Raw genomic sequence first — 18,812 nt, forward strand, 5'->3', positions numbered from 1 at the left:
ATGCAGCGTTTGCAAGACCGTGTCGCCGTGATCACCGGCGCGGGCAGCGGGATCGGGCTGGCCACGGCGCGCAGGTTCGCCGAGGAGGGCGCCCGGGTGGTCTGCGTCGACATCGACGAGGACGCCGGCAAGAAGGCCGCCGAGGAGGTCGGCGGGATCTTCGTCAAGGCCGACGTGACCAGCGACGAGGACGTCGCCCGCATGTACAGGACCGCCTTCGACACCTACGGCAGCGTCGACATCGCCTTCAACAACGCCGGCATCTCGCCGCCGGACGACGACTCCATCCTGGAGACCGGCATCGACGCGTGGCGGCGCGTGCAGGAAGTCAACCTCACCAGCGTGTACCTGTGTTGCAAGCACGTCATCCCCTACATGCAGCGGCAGGGCAAGGGCTCCATCATCAACACCGCCTCGTTCGTGGCCGTGATGGGCTCGGCGACCTCGCAGATCTCCTACACCGCGTCCAAGGGCGGAGTGCTCGCCATGTCACGCGAGCTCGGAGTGCAGTTCGCCCGCGAGGGCATCCGCGTCAACGCCCTGTGCCCCGGCCCGGTCAACACCCCATTGCTGCGCGAACTGTTCGCCAAGGACCCCGAGCGCGCCCAGCGCCGCCTGGTCCACATCCCGGTCGGCCGCTTCGCCGAAGCCACCGAGATCGCCGCCGCGGTCGCCTTCCTGGCCAGCGACGACGCCAGCTTCATCACGGGCTCGGAGTTCCTCGTCGACGGCGGCATCTCCGGCGCCTATGTCACCCCCTTCTGATCTCTTTTGCGGGGTCTGATGTCTTCTTGCAGGCCTTTCATCCGTTACGGGCCTCTCGGTCTGTTACGGATCTTTCATCCGTTGCGGGCCTTTGATCTGCCGTTGCGGGGCCTCTCGGTCTGTTGCGGGCCTCTCGGTCTGTGCGGGCCTTTGATCTGCCGTTGCGGGGCCTCTCGGTCTGTGCGGGCCTTTGATCTGCCGTTGCGGGCCTCTCGGTCTGTTGCGGGCCTCTCGGTCTGTGCGGGCCTTTGATCTGCGGTTGCGGGCCTCTCGCTCCTTACGGGGCCTTTGAGCTGTTACGGCAAGCCGCCGCCCCCGCCACCCGCCGCGCAGGGCGGGCGGCACTCCAGGGCCACGGCAGGCGGCCGCGCGGGGTGGGCCGCCGCGACGACCCACGCTGACCCACTCCCGCGGCCGACCGCCAACACGCTCGGCTCGCCCTGCCCGCCCCGGGCCGGGGTGGGGTGGGGTGGGGTGGGCAGGCGGATGTATGAGGATGGAGGGATGAGCATGCGGCCCGTTATCGGGATCACCTGTTACGTGGAGCCCGCGCGGTTCACCGTGTGGGAGATGGACACGGCGCTCCTGCCGTACATGTACGTGGAGCAGGTGGCGGCGGCCGGTGGGCAGCCGGTCATCCTGCCGCCGGCCGGGGAGCCGGCCGAGCTCGTCACCCGGCTGGACGGTCTCATCGTGGCCGGAGGCGGTGACATCGACCCCGGCCGGTACGACGAGCCTGCCCACGACCGTGTCGGCTACATCCGGAAATTTCGTGATGAAGCGGAGTTCGCCCTGATGTCCGCTGCCCTGGAGACCGGGCTGCCCTTCCTGGGCATCTGCCGTGGGCTCCAGGTGCTCAACGTCACCCTTGGCGGTTCCCTTCACCAGCACCTGCCCGACGTGACCGGCCATGAGGGGCACTCCCCCGCGCCGGGTACGTTCGGGCACCTGCCCGTACGCGCCGAGCCCGGCACCCGCCTGGCCAAGGTCCTCGGTCAGGACCCGCTCGACGTCCCCCACTACCACCACCAGGCCGTCAACCGCCTGGGCACCGGCCTGACCGTGAGCGCCCGCGCGGAGGACGGCACCATCGAGGCGATCGAACTGGACACCCACCCCTTCGCCCTGGCCGTCCAATGGCACCCCGAGGCCGGCACCGACCCCGCCCTCTTCCACGCCCTAACCACCGCCGCCACCCACCCAACCCCCTGACCCACCACCCACCCAACGCCCGACGCATCACCCACCCAACCCCCCGGGCCCACCACCCACCCAACCCCCGGGCCCACCACCCACCCAACCCCTCGGCCCAGCACCCACACACCAACCCGATCACCAGGCCTCACGAGCACCCGCAGCCCCGGCAATCCCGGCGACGCCACCTCTCCAGCGCGACTGGTCACGGAAACCCTCGGGCCACGCCACCACGACACGGCCTCCGGCACGCCCCTCGCGAACGTCGCCCGTCCTGGAAGGCCCTTCGATGCGCGCGGCCACAACCCGGTGCGCGACACCGCCCCTAGCCATCAACACCTGGCCCGCGGGAGGCGATCCCGCTCGCCACGAGCGGCCCGCAGTCCGAGCGGCCCGCAGTCCGAGCGCCCCGTAGTCCGAGCGGCCCGTCAGATCGGCCGCTCCGACCGGGCCTCGCCATCACGACCGGGGCTCCGGCACCGCCTCTCGCCACCACCACACGGCCTCCGGCACCGCCCGTGTGAGCGCCGCCGGTCCCGGGAAGCGCTCTGGCGGGCGCGGCCACGGCCCCGCCTCCGGCCACCCGGGCGCGTACCGCCGGACGTCTTCACCGGGTCCTGTCCGGTCAGATGGGGGTGGCTGTCAAGTCGGTGGTCACGATCCCCCGCAAAAGCCGCGAACCACCTCATTCCGATAGACCACGAGGTAGGACGCCCCATAGCGGGGTCATGTCGGGCCAGTGAACGCCAGGTCAGCAGCGAATTCTGAATTGGGTCTTACTGGAAAGCTTCTTTACTTTTACTCTCAGAGTGTGGAGCTCGAGGTCCGGCATCTCAGAGTCGTATGTGCGATCGCGGACACCGGGAGCATCTCCAAGGCGGCGACGTCGCTCGGGATGTCCCAGCCAGCGCTCGCAGCGCAGCTGCGCCGCATCGAGCGGCAGTTCGGCGGCCCGCTGTTCGAGCGGGGCCGCGAAGGGACGACGCCCACTCCCTTAGGCCGCTGGCTGCTGTTGAGGTCGCGTTCCGTCTTACCCGCCTTCGATGACCTAGCGCGTGACGCCCGGCGCCACGCGCGGGACGAGCGCGACACCATCCGCGTCGGCTGCGCCCTCACCCGGCTGGCCATCTACGCGGCCAAGGCGTTGCGCCGCCTGTTGCCGGAGGCCGAGATCAGCCTCCGTACCGAGGAGACGACCGAGGTGTTGCCCGGTCTGCTGGAGTCGGAGCGCATCGAACTGGCCACGCTCGACGACTATCCCGGTCACGAACTGCAACCACCCCAGGGCGCCGTCTACGCCGAGATCGCGATCGAGCCGGTCTTCGTGGGGTTGACGGCCAGTCACCCTCTGGCAGCACACGACGAGATCGATCTGGCGGATCTCGCCAAGGAGCAGTGGGCGCAGCACGCGCTGCTGGAGTCGGGGCCGCGTGAGCATTTCTGGACCGCGTGCGCCGATCACGGGTTCTCGCCGCTGGTCGGGTTCAAGGTGGACCTCAGCGTCGCGCTCGACCTGATCGCTGAGGGCCGCTGCGTCGGATTGTTCCAGGCCACGAGCCCTGCGCGGGACGGCATCGTGATCCGGCCGCTGGTCGGGTCGCCGATGAAGATGCGTCACCTGATCGGCTGGACCGAGCACGGAGCGCTGGCTCCGCACGCCAAGGACCTCGTCCAGGCGGTCACCAAAACCTATTGGTCGGAGGCCATGCGCAACCCCACGTACAACGCGTGGCTGCGGCGACATGGCGCCCATAGTGTGACGTTATGACAAATTGTGGGGTTACGGTCCGTGAGCCCCCGATGTCAGCTTGGGGTTGACTCCAGCCAGATTCACACCCCCCAAGGAGCCACGAGAGTGAACCCCAAGCTCAAACTGTCGGCCGCCGCGTTAGTCGCGCTGGCGCTGGCCCTGGTACCCCAGGCGGCGCAGGCCGTACAAGATCCCCCAACTCCAAGTGAGGCCAAGAGCGCCGTCACCTCGGCGCAGGGCGCGCTTGCTGCTTACGCTCCCTCCCTGCGTACCGCGCAGGACGACGCATACCACCTCCAGGCCAACACCCCCGGCGCGAACGGTCTGCAGTTCCTGACCTACTCGCGCACCCACAAGGGCCTGCCCGTCTACGGCGGCGAGGTCGTCGTCACCACGGACGCGTCGGGCCAGTCGGTCAGCGACATCACCACCGGCCAGCAAGCCGTCATCAACGTCGGCACGAAGGCCAAGGTGAGCGCGGCCACCGCCGCCGCCACGTCACAGGCACGGATCAAGAAGGTGGACAGCGTCAGCGCGCCGTCGCTGGTCATCCACGCCGCGGGCAAGACCCCGCGGCTGGCGTACGCGACCACCGTCACCGGCCCGTCCAACAACCGGACCGTCTACGTCGACGCGCTGACCGGCGCGGTCATCGACGAGGTCGAGCTGGTCAAGGCCGCCGAAGGCCGGTCCCACTACGTCGGGACCGTCACCATCGACACCCAGGCCACCTCGATGGTCGACCCCAACCGCCGCGGCATCCAGTGCGGCGGCCAGAACGGCTCCGCTTTCACCGGCTCCAGCCCCTGGGGCAACGGCGGCGCCACCGACCTGCCGACCGCCTGCGTCGACGTCCTCTACGGAGTCCAGAAGGAATGGGACATGCTCCGGGAGTGGGTCGGCCGCAACGGCATCAACGGCTCCGGCGGCGGCTTCCCGGCACGTGTCGGCCTGGCCCAGGCCAACGCCTTCTGGAACGGCTCGTACACCAACTTCGGCCACAACGGCGCCAGCGCCCGCAAGAACCTGGTCTCGATGGACGTCGTCGGCCACGAGTACGGCCACGCCATCTTCCAGACCACGCCCGGCGGCGCGGGTTCCGGCAACGAGGCCGGCGGTCTGAACGAGTCCACCGGTGACATCTTCGGCGCCGTGACCGAGCACTACGCCAACAACCCGAACGACCCGCCGGACTACCTGGTCGGTGAGGAGCCCGCGCTCGGCGGCGGCCCGATCCGCAACATGTACAACCCGTCGGCTCTCGGCCACCCGAACTGCTACACCCCGGGGTCCTTCCCCGAGGTGCACGCCGGAGCGGGCCCGCAGAACCACTGGTTCTACCTGATGGCCGAAGGCACCAACCCGCAGGGCAAGCCCGCCAGCACCCGCTGCGACAACGGCCCCGCGATCGTCGGCATCGGCGTCCGCAAGGCCGCCCAGGTCTTCATGACCACGCTGAACAAGAAGACGTCCCCGTGGACGCACACCAAGGTCCGCGTGGCCGCGCTGCAGGCCGCCAAGGAGCTGTGGCCGGGTAGCTGCGCCGAGTTCAACGTGGTCAAGGCCGCCTTCGACGGCATCCGCCTGCCGGCCCAGTCCGGCGAGCCGACCTGCACCGCCCCGACCGACGACTTCTCGCTCACCCTCGACCCGGCCGCCGGCCAGGCCGACCCGGGCAGCAGCGTGACCACGACGGTCAGGACCACGGTGACCAGCGGCAACGCCCAGCAGATCACGCTGCGCGCCGGCACTCTGCCCAGTGGTGTGACGGCCCAGTTCAACCCGGCCACGATCACCGCCGGCCAGACCTCGACGCTGACCCTGTCGACCTCCGCGGGCAGCCCCGTGGGCGGCCACGCCGTACAGGTGACGGCGGACGGCACCGCGGTCGACAAGAACGCCACCTACAACCTCACGATCGGGCAGGTCCAGGACGACTTCTCGTTCGCGGTCAGCCCGGCGTCCGGCTCGACGCAGCCGGGCGGCTCCGCCCAGACCACCGTCAACACCACGGTGACCAGCGGCTCCGCTCAGCAGGTCGCGCTCTCGGCCACCGGTCAGCCCTCGGGCGTGACGGTGACCTTCAGCCCGGCCACCGTCACCGCCGGCCAGAGCTCTCAGGTGACCGTCGCCACGACCTCCAGCGTCGCGGCGGGGTCCTACCCGATCACGCTCACCGGCACCGGCACCAGTGGCAGCAAGACGGCGACCTACACGCTGACCGTGGGTAGCACCGGCACCGAATGGGCGCCGTACACCTCCTACACGATCAACCAGGTCGTCACCTACCAGGGCGCCAGCTACCGCTGCCGCCAGAGCCACACCAGCCTGCCCGGCTGGGAGCCCCCGAACGTGCTCGCACTCTGGCAGCCGCTGTGAAGAAACTCCTAGTGTCAGGGCTGGCCACCATCGTGGTGGCCGCCCTGGCCCCCCTCGCGGGCGCCACGAGCGCTCAGGCTGTCGCGCCGCCCAACATCCCGGTCGCGAACGTGACGGCCCACCTCAGTCAGCTCCAGTCGATCGCGTCGGCCAACGGCGGCAACCGGGCATCAGGACGGCCCGGATACAACGCCTCGGTCAACTACATCAAGGGCAAGCTGGACGCGGCCGGCTACACCACCCGGATCCAGACCTTCAGCGGCGGTAGCAACCTGATCGCCGACTGGCCGGGCGGCCCGACCAACCAGACCATCATGCTCGGCGCCCACCTGGACAGCGTCGCCGCCGGTCCGGGGATCAACGACAACGGCTCGGGCTCCTCGGCCCTGCTGGAGATCGCCCTGACCCTGGCCGCCCAGCGGCCGACGGTGACCAAGCACGTCAGGTTCGGCTGGTGGGGCGCCGAGGAGCAGGGCCTGATCGGGTCCCGCTACTACGTGCAGAACGGGGGTTCGGCGGGCGTCGAGGCGTACCTCAACTTCGACATGACCGGCTCGCCCAACCCCGGCTACTTCGTCTATGACGACGACGTGGCCCTGCAGCGGCTGTTCAACGACTACTACACCTCGATCGGCGTGCAGACCGAGCCGGAGCGCATCGGCGACGGACGCAGCGACCACGCCTCGTTCAAGAACGCCGGCGTACGCGTCGGCGGCGTCTTCACCGGGGCGAGCGAACGCAAGACGGCCGCCCAGGCCGCCAAGTGGGGCGGTCAGGCCAACCAGTCGTTCGACCGCTGCTACCACTCGGCCTGCGACACCTATCCGTCCAACATCAACACGACCGCGCTCGACCGTAACGCCGACGCGGCCGCCCACGCGCTGTGGACCCTGGCCGTCGGCCAGTCACAGCAGAACGATTACTCCATCGCGGTGAGCCCGGCCTCGGCGACCCTCCAGCCCGGCCAGTCGGCGACGACAACGCTCACCACGGCGGTCACCTCCGGCCAGGCGCAGCAGGTCAGCCTCTCCGCCGGCAACGTCCCGGCCGGGGTGACCGTCTCCTTCAGCCCGCAGACGATCACGGCGGGCCAGACCTCGACGGTCACCGTCGCGGCGTCAGCGGCGGCGGCGAACGGTAGCTACCAGATCGCCCTCAACGGTGACGGCGCCGACAGCGACCGTTCGACCGCCTTCAACCTGACGATCGGGCAGGTCCAGAACGACTACTCGTTCTCGGTCAGTCCGGCGTCGGCCTCTGTCCAGCCCGGTGGCAGCGCGAGCACCACCGTCAACACCCAGGTCACCTCCGGCCAGACCCAGCTGATCGCGCTGACGGCCTCCGGAGCTCCCCAGGGCGTGACGGTGAGCTTCAACCCGGCCACCATCTCGGCGGGCCAGACCTCCGCGGTGTCGATCGCGACGGCCTCCTCGGTCGCCGCCGGCACCTATACGATCACGCTCAACGGCGACGGCACCAGCACGGACCGCTCGGCCACGTTCACCCTGACCGTGGGCAGCACCGGCACCGAATGGGCGCCGTACACCTCCTACACGGCCGGCACGACCGTGAGCTACCAGGGCGCCAACTACCGGTGCCTGCAGAGCCACACGAGCCTGCCCGGCTGGGAGCCGCCCGGCACACCGGCGCTCTGGCAGCGCCTCTAGAGGAGCATGTACGGCCGGCGTCCCGCCAGGCGCCGGTCGTACAGACGTGGCCGGGAACCGCTGGGGTGTGCCAGGTTCCCGGCCACACCCCGTGGCCGGCCGTTCATCCGGGGGGACGGCCGGCCGCGCTATGCGTTGGGTCACACGCCCCGCAAAGTCCCGATATATCCGGTTAAACACCCGGCAAGCAACACGCGGGACCCCTGAACCTCTCGGCAAACACTGATCACCTCACGCACCAAGCTCGGCCCGATCCGGACATATCACCCATAGGCTCGCCACCGTTGTCCGGATCCGATCCCCCTCAGGAGGGAGCCCGAGCTTTTGTCCAGCGACCTGGTGATCATCGCCGCGCTCGTCGCCGTCTCGATCGTGCTGACCCGTTTTCTCAGCACGAGGTGGAGGCTGCCGCCCCTGCCGTTCCTGGTCCTGCTCGGCATGCTCGTGGGAGTCCTGCCCTGGGTGCCGGTCGTGTCGATGGACCCGTACGTCGTGCTGACCGTGCTCATCCCGCCCCTGCTCTACCACCACGCCACCACCCGCAGCGCGCCCCGCGAGTCGCGCGCCGCCTGGCGGCCGATCATGCTCCTCGGCGTCGGTCTCACCCTCGCCACCGCGGGCGCCGTCACCCTCGTGGCCCATCTGCTGCTCCCCGGCCTGCCGTGGGGCGCCGCGCTGACCGTCGGCGCCGCCTTCGCGCCCACCCAGGCACTCGTCCTCGACCGGCTCGGCGCGCCGGAGCGGGTGCTCACCGTGCTGCGCGGCGAGAGCCTGATCAACGAGGGCGTCGCGGTCGTGCTGCTCGCCATCGGGCTTGAGCAGCTCAAACGCCCCGAGACCGTCTCCGTGGCCGCGCTGCAACTGGCCGGGGCCATCGCCGGCGGCGCACTGGCGGGCCTCGCGCTCGGCTGGCTCGTCGTGCAGCTGCGCCGCCGCCTCGCCGACTCCGGGACGCTGATCGTGCTCTCGCTGGCCACGCCGTTCGTCGCCGAGATCAGCGCGAGCAAGCTCGGCCTGTCCGGCCCGCTCGCCGTCACCGCCGCCGGCTTCTACGTCGGGGCGCGCGGCCGCCTCTTCCACACCCCGGCGCGGGCCACCGAGCGGATCACCTGGCAGGTGCTGACGTTCCTGCTCGGCGGGACGCTCGCGGTCCTGCTGGGGCTCCAGCTGCGCGATCTGGGCGGCTCGCACTCGGGCCTTCCGATCGCGAAGGTCCTGCTGGTCACCGCGGCACTGCTGGGCGCGACTTTGCTGGTACGGCTGGCGTTCGCGCTGGCCGTCGACCGGCACAACGTCCGGGCCCTCACGCTGGGCGGCACCCGAGGGGCCTCGACGCTGGCCATCGCACTGGCCATCCCGGCGCTGCCCGCCCAGGACGCGTTGATCTTCGCCGCCGCCTCGGTGGTGCTGGTCAGCGGGTTCGCCCTGCTCACGTGCCGCGCCGCCGTACCGGAGACTGCGGGTGTGCAAGCACCCGAGGAGGAGGCGCGGGCGCGGCAGGCGGCGGCCGCGGCGGCGATGCGCAGGCTCGACCAGATCTCCCACCGGCTCGACACCGGCACGCTGTGGGCGCAGCGGCAGTTGCTCACGGTCGAGGCGAACGCCGGCGCCCCGCACGAACTGCGCGACGAGCTCGCCAGGGCGCAGCGCGAGACGCTCGGCCAGATGTACACCGATGGCCGCATCGGCGCCACAACCCTGCACAAGCTGACGGAAGAGATCGATCTGCGCGATCCACACGCGACAACACCCCCGTGACGGCACTAGGCTGGTTGGAGACACCGGTGAACCCGTGCGGGAGAGCGTTCTGACAATCCGGTCAGAGCCCCTGAAGGAGCAAGCCCTCCCCGCGAACCTCTCAAGGCAAAGGACCGCTCGGGCGAGGTGCCTCTGGAAAGCAGGCCTCCGGGCCTCGCCGAAGGTGAAAGTCCGGCAAAACCCGGGCGAAGCTCTCAGGCATCGATGACAGAGGGGGAGGATGCTGGCATCCGACCCTGCCCTGAGGTGCGAAGACCAATGTCACGACCGACACCGCTGCGAGACGTTCATGAGAGTCTCGGCGCGACGCTGACCGACTTCGCCGGCTGGCTGATGCCGCTGCGCTACGGCAGCGAGTCCGCCGAGCACAACGCCGTGCGCACCGCCGCCGGACTGTTCGACCTCTCGCACATGGGCGAGATCTTCCTGACCGGTCCCCAGGCGGGCCAGGCCCTCGACTACGCGCTCGTCGGCCACCTGTCGGCGCTGGCGCCCGGACGGGCCCGCTACACGATGATCGTCGGGGAGGACGGCGGAGTCCTGGACGACCTGATCGTCTACCGGCTCGCCGACGAACGTTTCATGGTCGTGGCCAACGCCTCCAACTACCTCCTCGTGGCCCGCGAGCTGGCCGCGCGCGCCGCCGGGTTCGACGCCGTCGTGGACGACCAGTCCGAGCAGTGGGCGCTCATCGCCGTACAGGGCCCGCGCGCCCAGGAGATCCTCTCCTCGCTCACCGACGCCGACCTGCCCGGACTCAAGTACTACGCCGGGCTGCCCGGCGTCGTCGCCGGGGCCCAGGCGCTCATCGCCCGCACCGGCTACACCGGCGAGGACGGCTTCGAGCTGTTCATCGCCAACGAGGACGCGGCGCCGTTGTGGCAGGAGCTGGTCAAGGCGGGCGAGCCGTACGGGCTGATTCCGGCGGGACTGTCCTCGCGCGACACGCTGCGCCTCGAAGCCGGCATGCCGCTCTACGGCAACGAACTGTCCACCGCGCTCACGCCGTTCGACGCGGGCCTGGGCCGGGTGGTGAAATTCGACAAGCCCGGCGACTTCGTCGGCAGGGCGGCGCTGGAAGCGGTCAAGGACGACCCGCCCCGGCGGCGCCTCGTCGGACTGGTCGCGCACGGGCGCCGGGTCCCCCGCCACGGGTACCCGGTGACCAAGGACGGCGCCGTGGTCGGCGAGGTCACCAGCGGGGCCCCATCCCAGACCCTGGGTAAGCCCATCGCGATGGCCTACGTGGACACTGGTGTCACCGAAGGCGTGGCCGTGGACATCCGGGGCAGCCAGGAGGGCATGGACCTCGTCGCATTGCCCTTCTACAAGCGCAGCGCCCATTCGTGAATACAAGCGCAGTAACTAGCAGGAGGACGTAAGTGAGCAGCATCCCTGACGAGCTGAGCTACACCAAGGAGCACGAATGGGTGGCCGGTCTCGACGACGGCCGGACCGTGACCGTCGGCATCACGGCCTTCGCGGCCGAGGCCCTGGGTGACGTCGTCTTCGTGCAGCTTCCCGAGGCGGGCTCGACCGTCGAGGCGGGCGACTCCATCGGCGAGGTCGAGTCGACCAAGTCGGTGAGCGAGATCTACGCCCCGGTCGGCGGCGAGGTCACCGAGGTGAACCAGGCCGTCGTGGACGACCCGTCGCTGGTCAACAACGACCCTTACGGCGAGGGCTGGATGTTCCGGGTGCGCCTCGAAGGCGACCCGGAGGACCTCCTCACCGCCGAGGAGTACGGAGCACTCACCTCCGGCGACTCCTGACCAACCGCCGGGGCCCGGCATGGGCCCCGGCACCGCCCTCCCCCCTGTTGCGGAAGGACGCATCAATGGCGATCAGCGTCTTCGACCTTTTCAAGATCGGAATCGGCCCGTCGAGCTCGCACACCGGCGGCCCGATGGCAGCCGCGCACAAGTTCGCCCGCGGCCTTCACGAAGACGGCCTCGTGGAGCGCACCGCGCGGGTCGAAGCCATCCTCTACGGCTCCCTCGGCCTGACCGGCAAGGGCCACGGCAGTGACAAGGCCGTGCTCCTCGGCCTGTCCGGCGAGAAGCCCGAACTCGTCGACGTCGACACCGTCGACGAACGCCTCGCCGCCATGCGCGCCGCCGGAACCGTCCGGCTGTATGGCGAGCGCGAGATCCCGTTCGTCGTCGGCGAGGACCTGATCTTCGAACGCAAGATCAGCCTGCCCGAGCACCCCAACGGCATGCGCTTCACCGCCTTCGCCGCCGACGGGGAGAAACTCCGCGAAAAGGTGTACTTCTCGGTGGGCGGCGGCTTCGTCGTCGACGAGAACGCCACCGGAGCCGACCGCATCAAGCCCGACGATACCGTCGTTCCGTACCCGTTCGCCTCGGGCGAAGAGCTCCTGAAGCACTGCCACAACACGGGCCTGTCCATCTCCGGGCTCATCCTGGAGAACGAGAAGGCCTTCGGCCGTACCGAACAGGAGATCCGCGACGGCATCCTGAACCTGTGGCGGGTTATGGCCGAGTGCGTGAGCCGGGGAATCAGCAAGGAAGGCATGCTGCCCGGCGGCCTGAAGGTCCGCCGCCGCGCCCACCAGCTCCACCGCCAGCTGTGCAGCGAATCGCCCGAGAAGGACCCGCTCCAGACGATGGACTGGGTCTCGTTGTTCGCCCTTGCCGTCAACGAGGAGAACGCCGCCGGAGGCCGCATCGTGACCGCCCCGACGAACGGCGCTGCCGGCATCATCCCGGCGGTTCTGACGTACTACACGCGCTTCGTCCCCCAGGCGAACGACGAGGGCGTGGTCCGCTTCATGCTGACAGCGGCCGCGATCGGCGTCCTGTTCAAGGAGAACGCGTCGATCTCTGGCGCTGAGGTGGGCTGTCAGGGTGAAGTGGGCTCGGCCTGCTCGATGGCCGCCGCAGGTCTGACCGAGGTCCTGGGCGGGACCCCCGAACAGGTGGAGAACGCGGCCGAAATCGGCATCGAGCACAACCTGGGGTTGACGTGTGACCCGATCGGCGGCCTGGTCCAGATCCCGTGCATCGAACGGAACGCGGTGGCCAGCATCAAGGCCATCACCGCCGCCCGCATCGCCCTGCGCGGCGACGGCCGCCACTTCGTCAGCCTGGACAAGGCGATCAAGACGATGCGGGACACGGGCCGGGACATGCTGGACAAGTACAAGGAGACGTCACGCGGCGGCCTGGCCGTCAACGTCATCGAATGCTAAGGGCAAGGTCTTCACTGGTGGGCGCTTCGCGCCATGGGGTTCAGGCTGTGACAGTGGGGCTCTGCCCCACACCCCGGGCGGGGGAGAACCCTCGCGCTCCCCGCATGGCTGGCGTCCCTTTGTTGCGCCAGGGTGAGGGGTCACGAAGGCTGGGGCACCTCGACGCCGGAGACGCCTGTTGCTCATGGGTCTTGATTTCGCTCAGGAATGTCAGACAGAGCAGGTAGCGTTCGGAAATGACGGCGCATCGCCGTGACGAGGGCATCACCATCCCTCGGCACGAATATGAGGCCCGAAAGGCTGAGGTCCGCCGACTACGCCGGGAAGTAGGCCGCCAGCAGGCCATGCGCACCATCCTGGACAACGCCGCCTACCCAGGCCAGGTGCGGACGTTCACTCGCGATGAACTGGCCGCCGAGTGGGGCATCCGTGACTGACCGGCGCATCGCCTTTCCCTAGCGTGCGTAGGAGCGGATCGAAGCCCCTCCTGAGGGCCTGCGCAGACCTGTCCAGCTCGCCATCTTCACCCTCTTGTGCGAACCGCGACCGGCGCTCGCCGACCCATGGATGGCGTTCCAAACGCCTATGAGCTGAACCTTGTCAGCGACGACGTCACCATCTGGTACACAATCACCGTGCACGAGGGCGTCGAGGTGATCAGCGCTGGCGTCGCATGGTCCAGAACAGCCAGTTGTTCTGAGCCGCGCATGCGGCGACGTCCCAGCCCCGGCTGCCGAGTTCGGAGAGCACCGCGACCACCTCGTCGTAGCTGCCGGTGAACACGCGCTCGTTGCCCTCGGGCAGGTTGACCCGGATGGCGTTCGTGTCCCATAGCCACTCGACAACACCGAACTCGTACGTGAACATCGTTGCCCCACATCTGTCGGTCGCCGCAGGAAGATAGCACGATCTTGTGGCCCTAGATCGCCACAACCACTGGTCTCGGGGGATGCCCTACTCGAGGTATTGGCTGGCGACTACCCGGTGTCACCGTGAATGTGGGCATGGATGGTTCACATGCCGGTTCGGGCAGCAGATCATGCCGACCTTGACGAAGCGGCCACCGGGCAGCCATATGGACCACTCCACATCGACCCCGCGCGGCAGCAGGTCGTATGCCTGGTCCATACGCAGAGACAGCGGGATCTGGTCGTGTTGGGAGGCCGGCGCGTACTCCGACCGCATCCACTCAAGGGCCTTGTCGATGTCGTCGAATGTCTCGGCGATGCGAGATGTGGGTTTGGCCAGCCATTCACCGGTTCGCATTGGAGGCAAGGCAGAACTGAAGAAGTCCGGCGACGTCGGGCGGCGCTCTGCCTCACGTTGGAGGTCTTGGCCGTTGCCGTTCCAGGTGTAGGCGTGCCAGTGCAGCAGCAGTGCCAAGGACTCCCCCGTACAGTCGGATGATGGGATGGCCCCTGCCTGATTCAGGCGGGCAGGGGCCGTCTCAGACGGCGTTCTAGATGGTCGTCAGTCCGGCGGCGCGAAGCTCGGAACCGGTGAAGCGGAGCGTCCCAGCATCCGGGTTCTTGGAGTCACGCAGAGCGAACGCGTCGTCTACGCCCGCAAGCGCGGCGATCATGACGCAGGACTCGCCTTCGCCATCCTCGTTGTTGTTGCCGCCGCACATGCGGCGGAAGTCAAGCGGACCGAGTTCGTTCGCGTACAAGTTCACAGACATGCTGAACAGACCTCCTAGCGATGTGGTGAAGGGATTCGGTGGTTCCCCCATTCGCAGGCAGGACCACCTTCACGGCTGTCCCCGACACGATGGTTGGGTGTCCTACGGCAGGCAGGACCAGCCGTGAGCTATGAGCGCCAGCTACCCCGATGCCAGCAGAACGGCTCTCACGACGCCTCCTTGCCGGCGCCAACGGCGGTGGGCTCGGCTTGCCGCGTGTCGGCCAGGAACGCCTTCAGGAACCCTTCTAGCAGCACGTCAGCGCGGACCTTCGCTGCGTCGACTTCCCGGAACTCCTCCGATGGCAGGGTGACGCCCTTGGCGTCGGGCAGTCTCGGGTCGAGCGTGAATGAGGAACCGTGGCAGACAACGGAAAACGCCTTGATCTCCCCGACCATCCCGTACTCGGTATCGGAAAAGTACGGCTTCCATCGGATCTTGAGTCTCATCGGGTCGCCTCCCGCCCCAGCGCATCATGAGCCGCGACGCGCTGGCCCGGCAGCAAATTTCGGGAGCGCGACCCGAAGAGATCGACAGTGTTAAGGCTGTCGGGGGCTGACATGGTCAGCACGTCGGTGACTTCCGAGATGTTGGGACGCTTCTCCAACAGGCCATGCTCTTCCAGAAGCGTCAGGTAAGCCTGAACCCCGAGCCTGACCATGCTGGGCGCGGAGTGCCGGTCGGTGATGCCACGCAGCAGCAGCCGGTCTTCGTACTCCTCCCGCGTCCAACTCGACGGCGGGTCGGCGGCGGGGTCCGGCCCGATCTCCTCAAGCTCCTCCGGCGCAAGATCCCCCACGAAGGCCCTGCGCCTGCTCCAGACGTCGGAGGCGACCTCGCAGGTGAACGGGGCCGCGTGTCTGCTGGATGGTCTCCGTGTTGGGGTCATGCTTCGACGGTAGGAGCGGCTACGGGCCGGGCTCAAGCATGTTGCAAGGAGTTGCAACTATTGCTCGTGCCCCGCCAGAGCCTGCAATGCCCGACTGATCAGCCTCCGAGCGCTCCTGCCATAGACCGCTGAGCTAGCCAGCCGCTCGAATGCCTTCTCGTACACTGCGATCTCTTGTGGCTGGGTTAGCTTTACTTCTGCCGAGTAGGTTTCAATCAACACTTCACGGCTGTCGAGTATCCAAAACCCATGAAGCGGGAAATATTCATGGCTGGCGCGAGTCGGGATGATTCCCATATGCACCCGAGGCAATTCAGTCATTGCTAGCAGGCGGTCGAGTTGCCCTATCAGAACCTCCTGGTCCACCACTCCGAGAGTGAGCACTGATTCGGAGATGACCAGATGGAATCGACGATCTCCGTGATAGAGGATCTGCTGGCGCTCCATTCGCGCCGCAACGCCAGCCTCTACATCATCCGGGGTGCCATGAAAATTAGTCCACTGACGCAGCACTTGTTCAGCGTATGCGGCTGTTTGCAGAAGTCCCGGAATCAGGCAGGCTTCAAAACTGCGGAAAACTCTAGTTTCAGCTTCAAAGCGAACGCTTTCCTTCTGACGGTTCTTGGTTCCTGATCTTAGCTGCTTGCGCCACTCCACAAACATTGTTTCGATGGAACGCGTGGCAGCGACGAGGTCCGCGACTTTGTCCTCCGCCTCACAGAGACGACACCATGTACGGATGTCTTCTTCTCGCGCCTTGAGAACAGCGTTTTCGACCTTGGATACTTTGGTGTAGTGCCAGCCAGCCAGGCCGGCCAGTCCCCGGCCCGACAGGCCAGCACCTTCTCGGATCTCTCGCAGGCGTGCACCAAGCGCTTGGCGAGCCTGGCGGGCAGGGGTTGACACAGGGAGAAGCCTATTGGACGGCGTAACTGGCATGCGAAATACCCTGTGACCAGGTGCTATCCCGTACAGACTGGTACTGGGCGATCAGGGATTGGTCATCCTCTACGGCGAAGCCCGCTGAACGACCATCTGGCTTGAACAGACTGAGAACCAACGTGTCGTCGTCGAACAGCCAGCAATCTTCCGGCGGAAAACGCATGTCTACTACTTCACTTCGTGGCAGGTAGCGAATCTGTTCTCCAGCCTCGATGTTTCTATGGCTGAATGACATCTCCCAGCGAACGTAGTCGGTGTGCGGCTCGGTAACGATACGCAGGCGCTCCACCGAAACGCCATCGCCCGTAACCGCTCGCATATGATCTAGCCAGTCTTGAAGCCACTCGAAGCTATCATGCTCCCCATTGAGCCACTTCTCAAAGGGGATGTCCTCGCTCTCAACCCGATAGACATCCCTGAGTTCCAGATGCCACGCCCTTCGGCGAGAACGAAATAGCGCCTTGAACTGTTCGTAGGTAATTGGCTTCATCAGTCTGCTTGGACCAGTGCGATGATGCGTGCCTTGATCAGCTCCACGCACGTCTCATGGTCGGGGATGTCCATCTGCGCGAGCGTGTCGGCATCGTCGACGCGCTTTCCTTGGACGACGTAGTTGCCGTTCTCTTTGACGTAGACGATTGGCGGCGCGATGTTTGTCACCTCTCCGATTATCCCGTCTTTTTCGAGATGGGCCATAAGGACGGCGGGGATCTCGATGCACGTTTCTTCGTCTGCCATGTGAAGCCGTGAAAGGATGCTGCTGTCTGTGACGATCCAGCCCTGCACGATGTAGCTGCCTTGGTCCGTTGAGTAGAGGGTGGGACTCTGCCCACCACCCGAGCTCTTGCCGAGGAACGTCAACCGCATGGTTCGGCCTCCAGTGCTCGTGTAGCAAGGAAGTGCACTTGCACATCGATCCTCAATCGGGGGCGCGGCAACGTCAACCCTTGCTGGGGAGTGGGCACCTCACCGTGACGTCATCACGGGTCCGCACAATGCCGACGAATGACCGTGAACTACGACACACAGCAGGAAGCCCCAGACTCACGACGTGGACCGTGAGCTGGGGCGATATCTCTTGTCTGACCTGGTCCGGACCTCCATGCTGTCGACGAGTTGGAGTGCCACGGTGGCGGTGAACGTTTCACCCGCGCTGCCCATCCGGAAGAAGCTACGGTCTGCCGACTCTGTTCGACCTTTGACGCAGGGTCATCAAGTGCTCTGGAGCAGGTTCTCGGTGTAGGCGGCCAGGCGGGCCGCGTCCGCCGGGTTGAGCGTCTTCAGTGACAGGGCGACCTCTCGTCCTCTGTCGATGGCGGAGAGGGGCGCTGAGGGAGGCTGGTCGATCCAGCCCACGATCGGCCGGACGGCGTCGGGGACGGGGCGGGCGAAGAGGCGGGCCAGGAGTTTGAGTGTGGCTCTGACCAGCGGATTCTGGTGGCTGGTGCCGCTGCGGGTGAAGCCGGGGTGGTAGAGCACGTAGCGGGCCTTGCTGCCGGCGCTGTTGGCGAAGGCGACGCCCAGCAGGTCGTTGGCGCGGCCGGCCTGGAGCTGGGCGCGGATCTGGCCGTAGCGGCGGGTGAGCTGCGGGTCTTCCCAGACGATGCCGCCCGCCGTGTTGCCCACTCCGGCCACGTTGATGATCACGGGAGTGGGGGCGGCGTCGAGCAGCGGGATCAGGCGGTGGCTGAGCAGGTAGCGGCTCAGGTAGTACAGGGAGAAGGTGAACTCCAGCCCCTCCGCGCTCTCCCGTCGCTTCGGGCTGACCCGGTTGGCGAACAGGGCGAGCGCGTCCACGGAGTCGTGGGTGTCGTGCAGGTGCTTGACGGCGCGTTCCACCTCGGCGATCGAGGAGAGGTCGGCCTGGAGAAAGCGCAGGTCGGGGCTGGCGGCTTGGGCGAGCAGTGCCTTGCCCTTCGCCGGGTCGCTGCCTATCACGGTGACGCGGTCGCCGCGCGCGAGCCGTTCCAGCGCGGTCGCGCGGCCCATGCCGTCGGTGCCGCCACTGATGATCACGGTCTTGGGCACGGCGTTTCTCCTTCGTAGGGTGGTGTGAGGCGAGAAACCATCGTGCGGTGCGCGCGCCGTAGGCCGGAAGAAGGCAGTTTGATGTCAGGTACGAACACGCGTGTCCCCTCCATCCAGGCTCACGACCTGCCTCGGCCGGTGCCCCTGGCGGAGCTTGAGGGGTGCCCGGTCGGTGACGTGTTCCGGCGCATGGGTGATCGGTGGAGCCTGTTGCTGGTGGCGGTGCTCGGGCAGCGCCCGTATCGATACAACGAGTTGCACCGCTCGATCGAGGGCATCAGCCAGCGCATGCTGACCCGCACGCTGCGCGGGCTGGAGGTGGACGGGCTGGTGCGCCGGGAGGTGTTTCCCACGGTGCCGCCCAGTGTCGAGTACAGCCTGACACCGCTGGGCAGGACGCTGCTCGAACCGGTGTCCGCCCTGGCCGACTGGGCGGTGCGCCACGAGGCGGAGATCAACGCGTCGCGATCCCGATATGAGCGTTGAGCTGGAATCATTCCATGATGCGGGGTTTCTGATGATCTTCGCCGGGTGATCTTCCCTGG

The 18,812-nt window shown here is 67.5% G+C and carries 20 protein-coding genes and 2 riboswitches; of the genes, 11 read left to right on the forward strand and 9 right to left on the reverse strand.

Going from position 1 to position 18,812, the window contains the following annotated elements; genetic code table 11:
• The 10 genes from HNR40_RS26205 to HNR40_RS26250 all read left to right on the forward strand — a co-directional run bounded on the left by HNR40_RS26205 (position 1) and on the right by HNR40_RS26250 (position 13,164).
• Positions 1-765 carry a 3-oxoacyl-ACP reductase gene (locus HNR40_RS26205; RefSeq protein ID WP_184965749.1) on the forward strand — a complete coding sequence of 255 codons (765 nt, stop codon included), beginning with the start codon at positions 1-3 and terminating at the stop codon, positions 763-765.
• Positions 766-1,275: 510 nt separating this feature from the next.
• The gene (locus HNR40_RS26210) at positions 1,276-1,977 is read left to right on the forward strand and encodes a gamma-glutamyl-gamma-aminobutyrate hydrolase family protein (protein WP_184965751.1); all 702 of its coding nucleotides are present in this window, start codon (positions 1,276-1,278) and stop codon (positions 1,975-1,977) included.
• A 793-nt stretch (positions 1,978-2,770) separates the two neighbouring features.
• Positions 2,771-3,727 carry a LysR family transcriptional regulator gene (locus tag HNR40_RS26215; RefSeq protein ID WP_184965753.1) on the forward strand — a complete coding sequence of 319 codons (957 nt, stop codon included), beginning with the start codon at positions 2,771-2,773 and terminating at the stop codon, positions 3,725-3,727.
• Positions 3,728-3,814: 87 nt separating this feature from the next.
• The gene (locus tag HNR40_RS26220; RefSeq protein WP_184965756.1) at positions 3,815-6,088 is read left to right on the forward strand and encodes a M4 family metallopeptidase; all 2,274 of its coding nucleotides are present in this window, start codon (positions 3,815-3,817) and stop codon (positions 6,086-6,088) included.
• Positions 6,085-7,755, forward strand: a complete 1,671-nt coding sequence (locus tag HNR40_RS26225) for a M28 family peptidase (RefSeq protein ID WP_184966412.1) — start codon at positions 6,085-6,087, stop codon at positions 7,753-7,755. The genes HNR40_RS26220 and HNR40_RS26225 overlap by 4 nt, the downstream gene beginning before the upstream one ends.
• A gap of 324 nt (positions 7,756-8,079) precedes the next feature.
• Entirely contained in the window at positions 8,080-9,513 is a 1,434-nt protein-coding gene (locus tag HNR40_RS26230) for a cation:proton antiporter domain-containing protein (RefSeq protein WP_184965758.1), read from the forward strand.
• A gap of 27 nt (positions 9,514-9,540) precedes the next feature.
• Positions 9,541-9,639: riboswitch (glycine riboswitch) on the forward strand.
• Positions 9,640-9,734: riboswitch (glycine riboswitch) on the forward strand.
• 37 nt (positions 9,735-9,771) lie between these two features.
• Entirely contained in the window at positions 9,772-10,863 is a 1,092-nt protein-coding gene (gcvT, locus tag HNR40_RS26235; RefSeq protein ID WP_184965761.1) for a glycine cleavage system aminomethyltransferase GcvT, read from the forward strand.
• A gap of 32 nt (positions 10,864-10,895) precedes the next feature.
• The gene (gene gcvH, locus HNR40_RS26240; protein WP_184965763.1) at positions 10,896-11,285 is read left to right on the forward strand and encodes a glycine cleavage system protein GcvH; all 390 of its coding nucleotides are present in this window, start codon (positions 10,896-10,898) and stop codon (positions 11,283-11,285) included.
• A gap of 65 nt (positions 11,286-11,350) precedes the next feature.
• On the forward strand, positions 11,351-12,727 hold the full coding sequence (locus HNR40_RS26245) for an L-serine ammonia-lyase (RefSeq protein WP_184965765.1): 1,377 nt from the start codon (positions 11,351-11,353) through the stop codon (positions 12,725-12,727).
• A gap of 236 nt (positions 12,728-12,963) precedes the next feature.
• Positions 12,964-13,164, forward strand: a complete 201-nt coding sequence (locus HNR40_RS26250) for a hypothetical protein (RefSeq protein ID WP_184965767.1) — start codon at positions 12,964-12,966, stop codon at positions 13,162-13,164.
• Between the two features lie 220 nt (positions 13,165-13,384).
• Here HNR40_RS26250 and HNR40_RS26255 read toward each other — a convergent pair whose 3' ends face one another.
• From HNR40_RS26255 to HNR40_RS26295, 9 genes are all read right to left on the reverse strand, one after another.
• Positions 13,385-13,594, reverse strand: coding sequence for a hypothetical protein (locus HNR40_RS26255; RefSeq protein WP_184965769.1), 210 nt, complete (start codon positions 13,592-13,594; stop codon positions 13,385-13,387).
• A gap of 120 nt (positions 13,595-13,714) precedes the next feature.
• On the reverse strand, positions 13,715-14,110 hold the full coding sequence (locus HNR40_RS26260) for a hypothetical protein (RefSeq protein ID WP_184965771.1): 396 nt from the start codon (positions 14,108-14,110) through the stop codon (positions 13,715-13,717).
• A gap of 76 nt (positions 14,111-14,186) precedes the next feature.
• Positions 14,187-14,408 (reverse strand): DUF397 domain-containing protein, encoded by a 222-nt coding sequence (locus HNR40_RS26265; protein WP_184965773.1) that lies wholly within the window; start codon positions 14,406-14,408, stop codon positions 14,187-14,189.
• 167 nt (positions 14,409-14,575) lie between these two features.
• On the reverse strand, positions 14,576-14,857 hold the full coding sequence (locus tag HNR40_RS26270; protein WP_184965775.1) for a hypothetical protein: 282 nt from the start codon (positions 14,855-14,857) through the stop codon (positions 14,576-14,578).
• On the reverse strand, positions 14,854-15,207 hold the full coding sequence (locus HNR40_RS26275; RefSeq protein ID WP_184965777.1) for a hypothetical protein: 354 nt from the start codon (positions 15,205-15,207) through the stop codon (positions 14,854-14,856). The genes HNR40_RS26270 and HNR40_RS26275 overlap by 4 nt, the downstream gene beginning before the upstream one ends.
• A gap of 147 nt (positions 15,208-15,354) precedes the next feature.
• Positions 15,355-16,203, reverse strand: coding sequence for a helix-turn-helix domain-containing protein (locus tag HNR40_RS26280; RefSeq protein WP_221340834.1), 849 nt, complete (start codon positions 16,201-16,203; stop codon positions 15,355-15,357).
• A 10-nt stretch (positions 16,204-16,213) separates the two neighbouring features.
• Positions 16,214-16,729, reverse strand: a complete 516-nt coding sequence (locus tag HNR40_RS26285; protein ID WP_184965781.1) for a DUF6879 family protein — start codon at positions 16,727-16,729, stop codon at positions 16,214-16,216.
• Positions 16,729-17,106 carry a hypothetical protein gene (locus HNR40_RS26290; protein WP_184965783.1) on the reverse strand — a complete coding sequence of 126 codons (378 nt, stop codon included), beginning with the start codon at positions 17,104-17,106 and terminating at the stop codon, positions 16,729-16,731. Before HNR40_RS26290 ends, HNR40_RS26285 begins: the two co-directional genes overlap by 1 nt.
• 345 nt (positions 17,107-17,451) lie before the next feature.
• Complete coding sequence (locus HNR40_RS26295; protein ID WP_184965785.1) at positions 17,452-18,267, reverse strand: SDR family NAD(P)-dependent oxidoreductase; 816 nt, start codon at positions 18,265-18,267, stop codon at positions 17,452-17,454.
• Between the two features lie 189 nt (positions 18,268-18,456).
• On the opposite strand from HNR40_RS26295, the gene HNR40_RS26300 reads away from it, so the two are divergent.
• Positions 18,457-18,753, forward strand: coding sequence for a winged helix-turn-helix transcriptional regulator (locus tag HNR40_RS26300; protein WP_312896513.1), 297 nt, complete (start codon positions 18,457-18,459; stop codon positions 18,751-18,753).
• The last annotated feature ends 59 nt before the right edge of the window (positions 18,754-18,812 follow it).

The sequence above is a fragment of the Nonomuraea endophytica genome (assembly GCF_014203235.1).
Lineage (GTDB): Bacteria > Actinomycetota > Actinomycetes > Streptosporangiales > Streptosporangiaceae > Nonomuraea > Nonomuraea endophytica.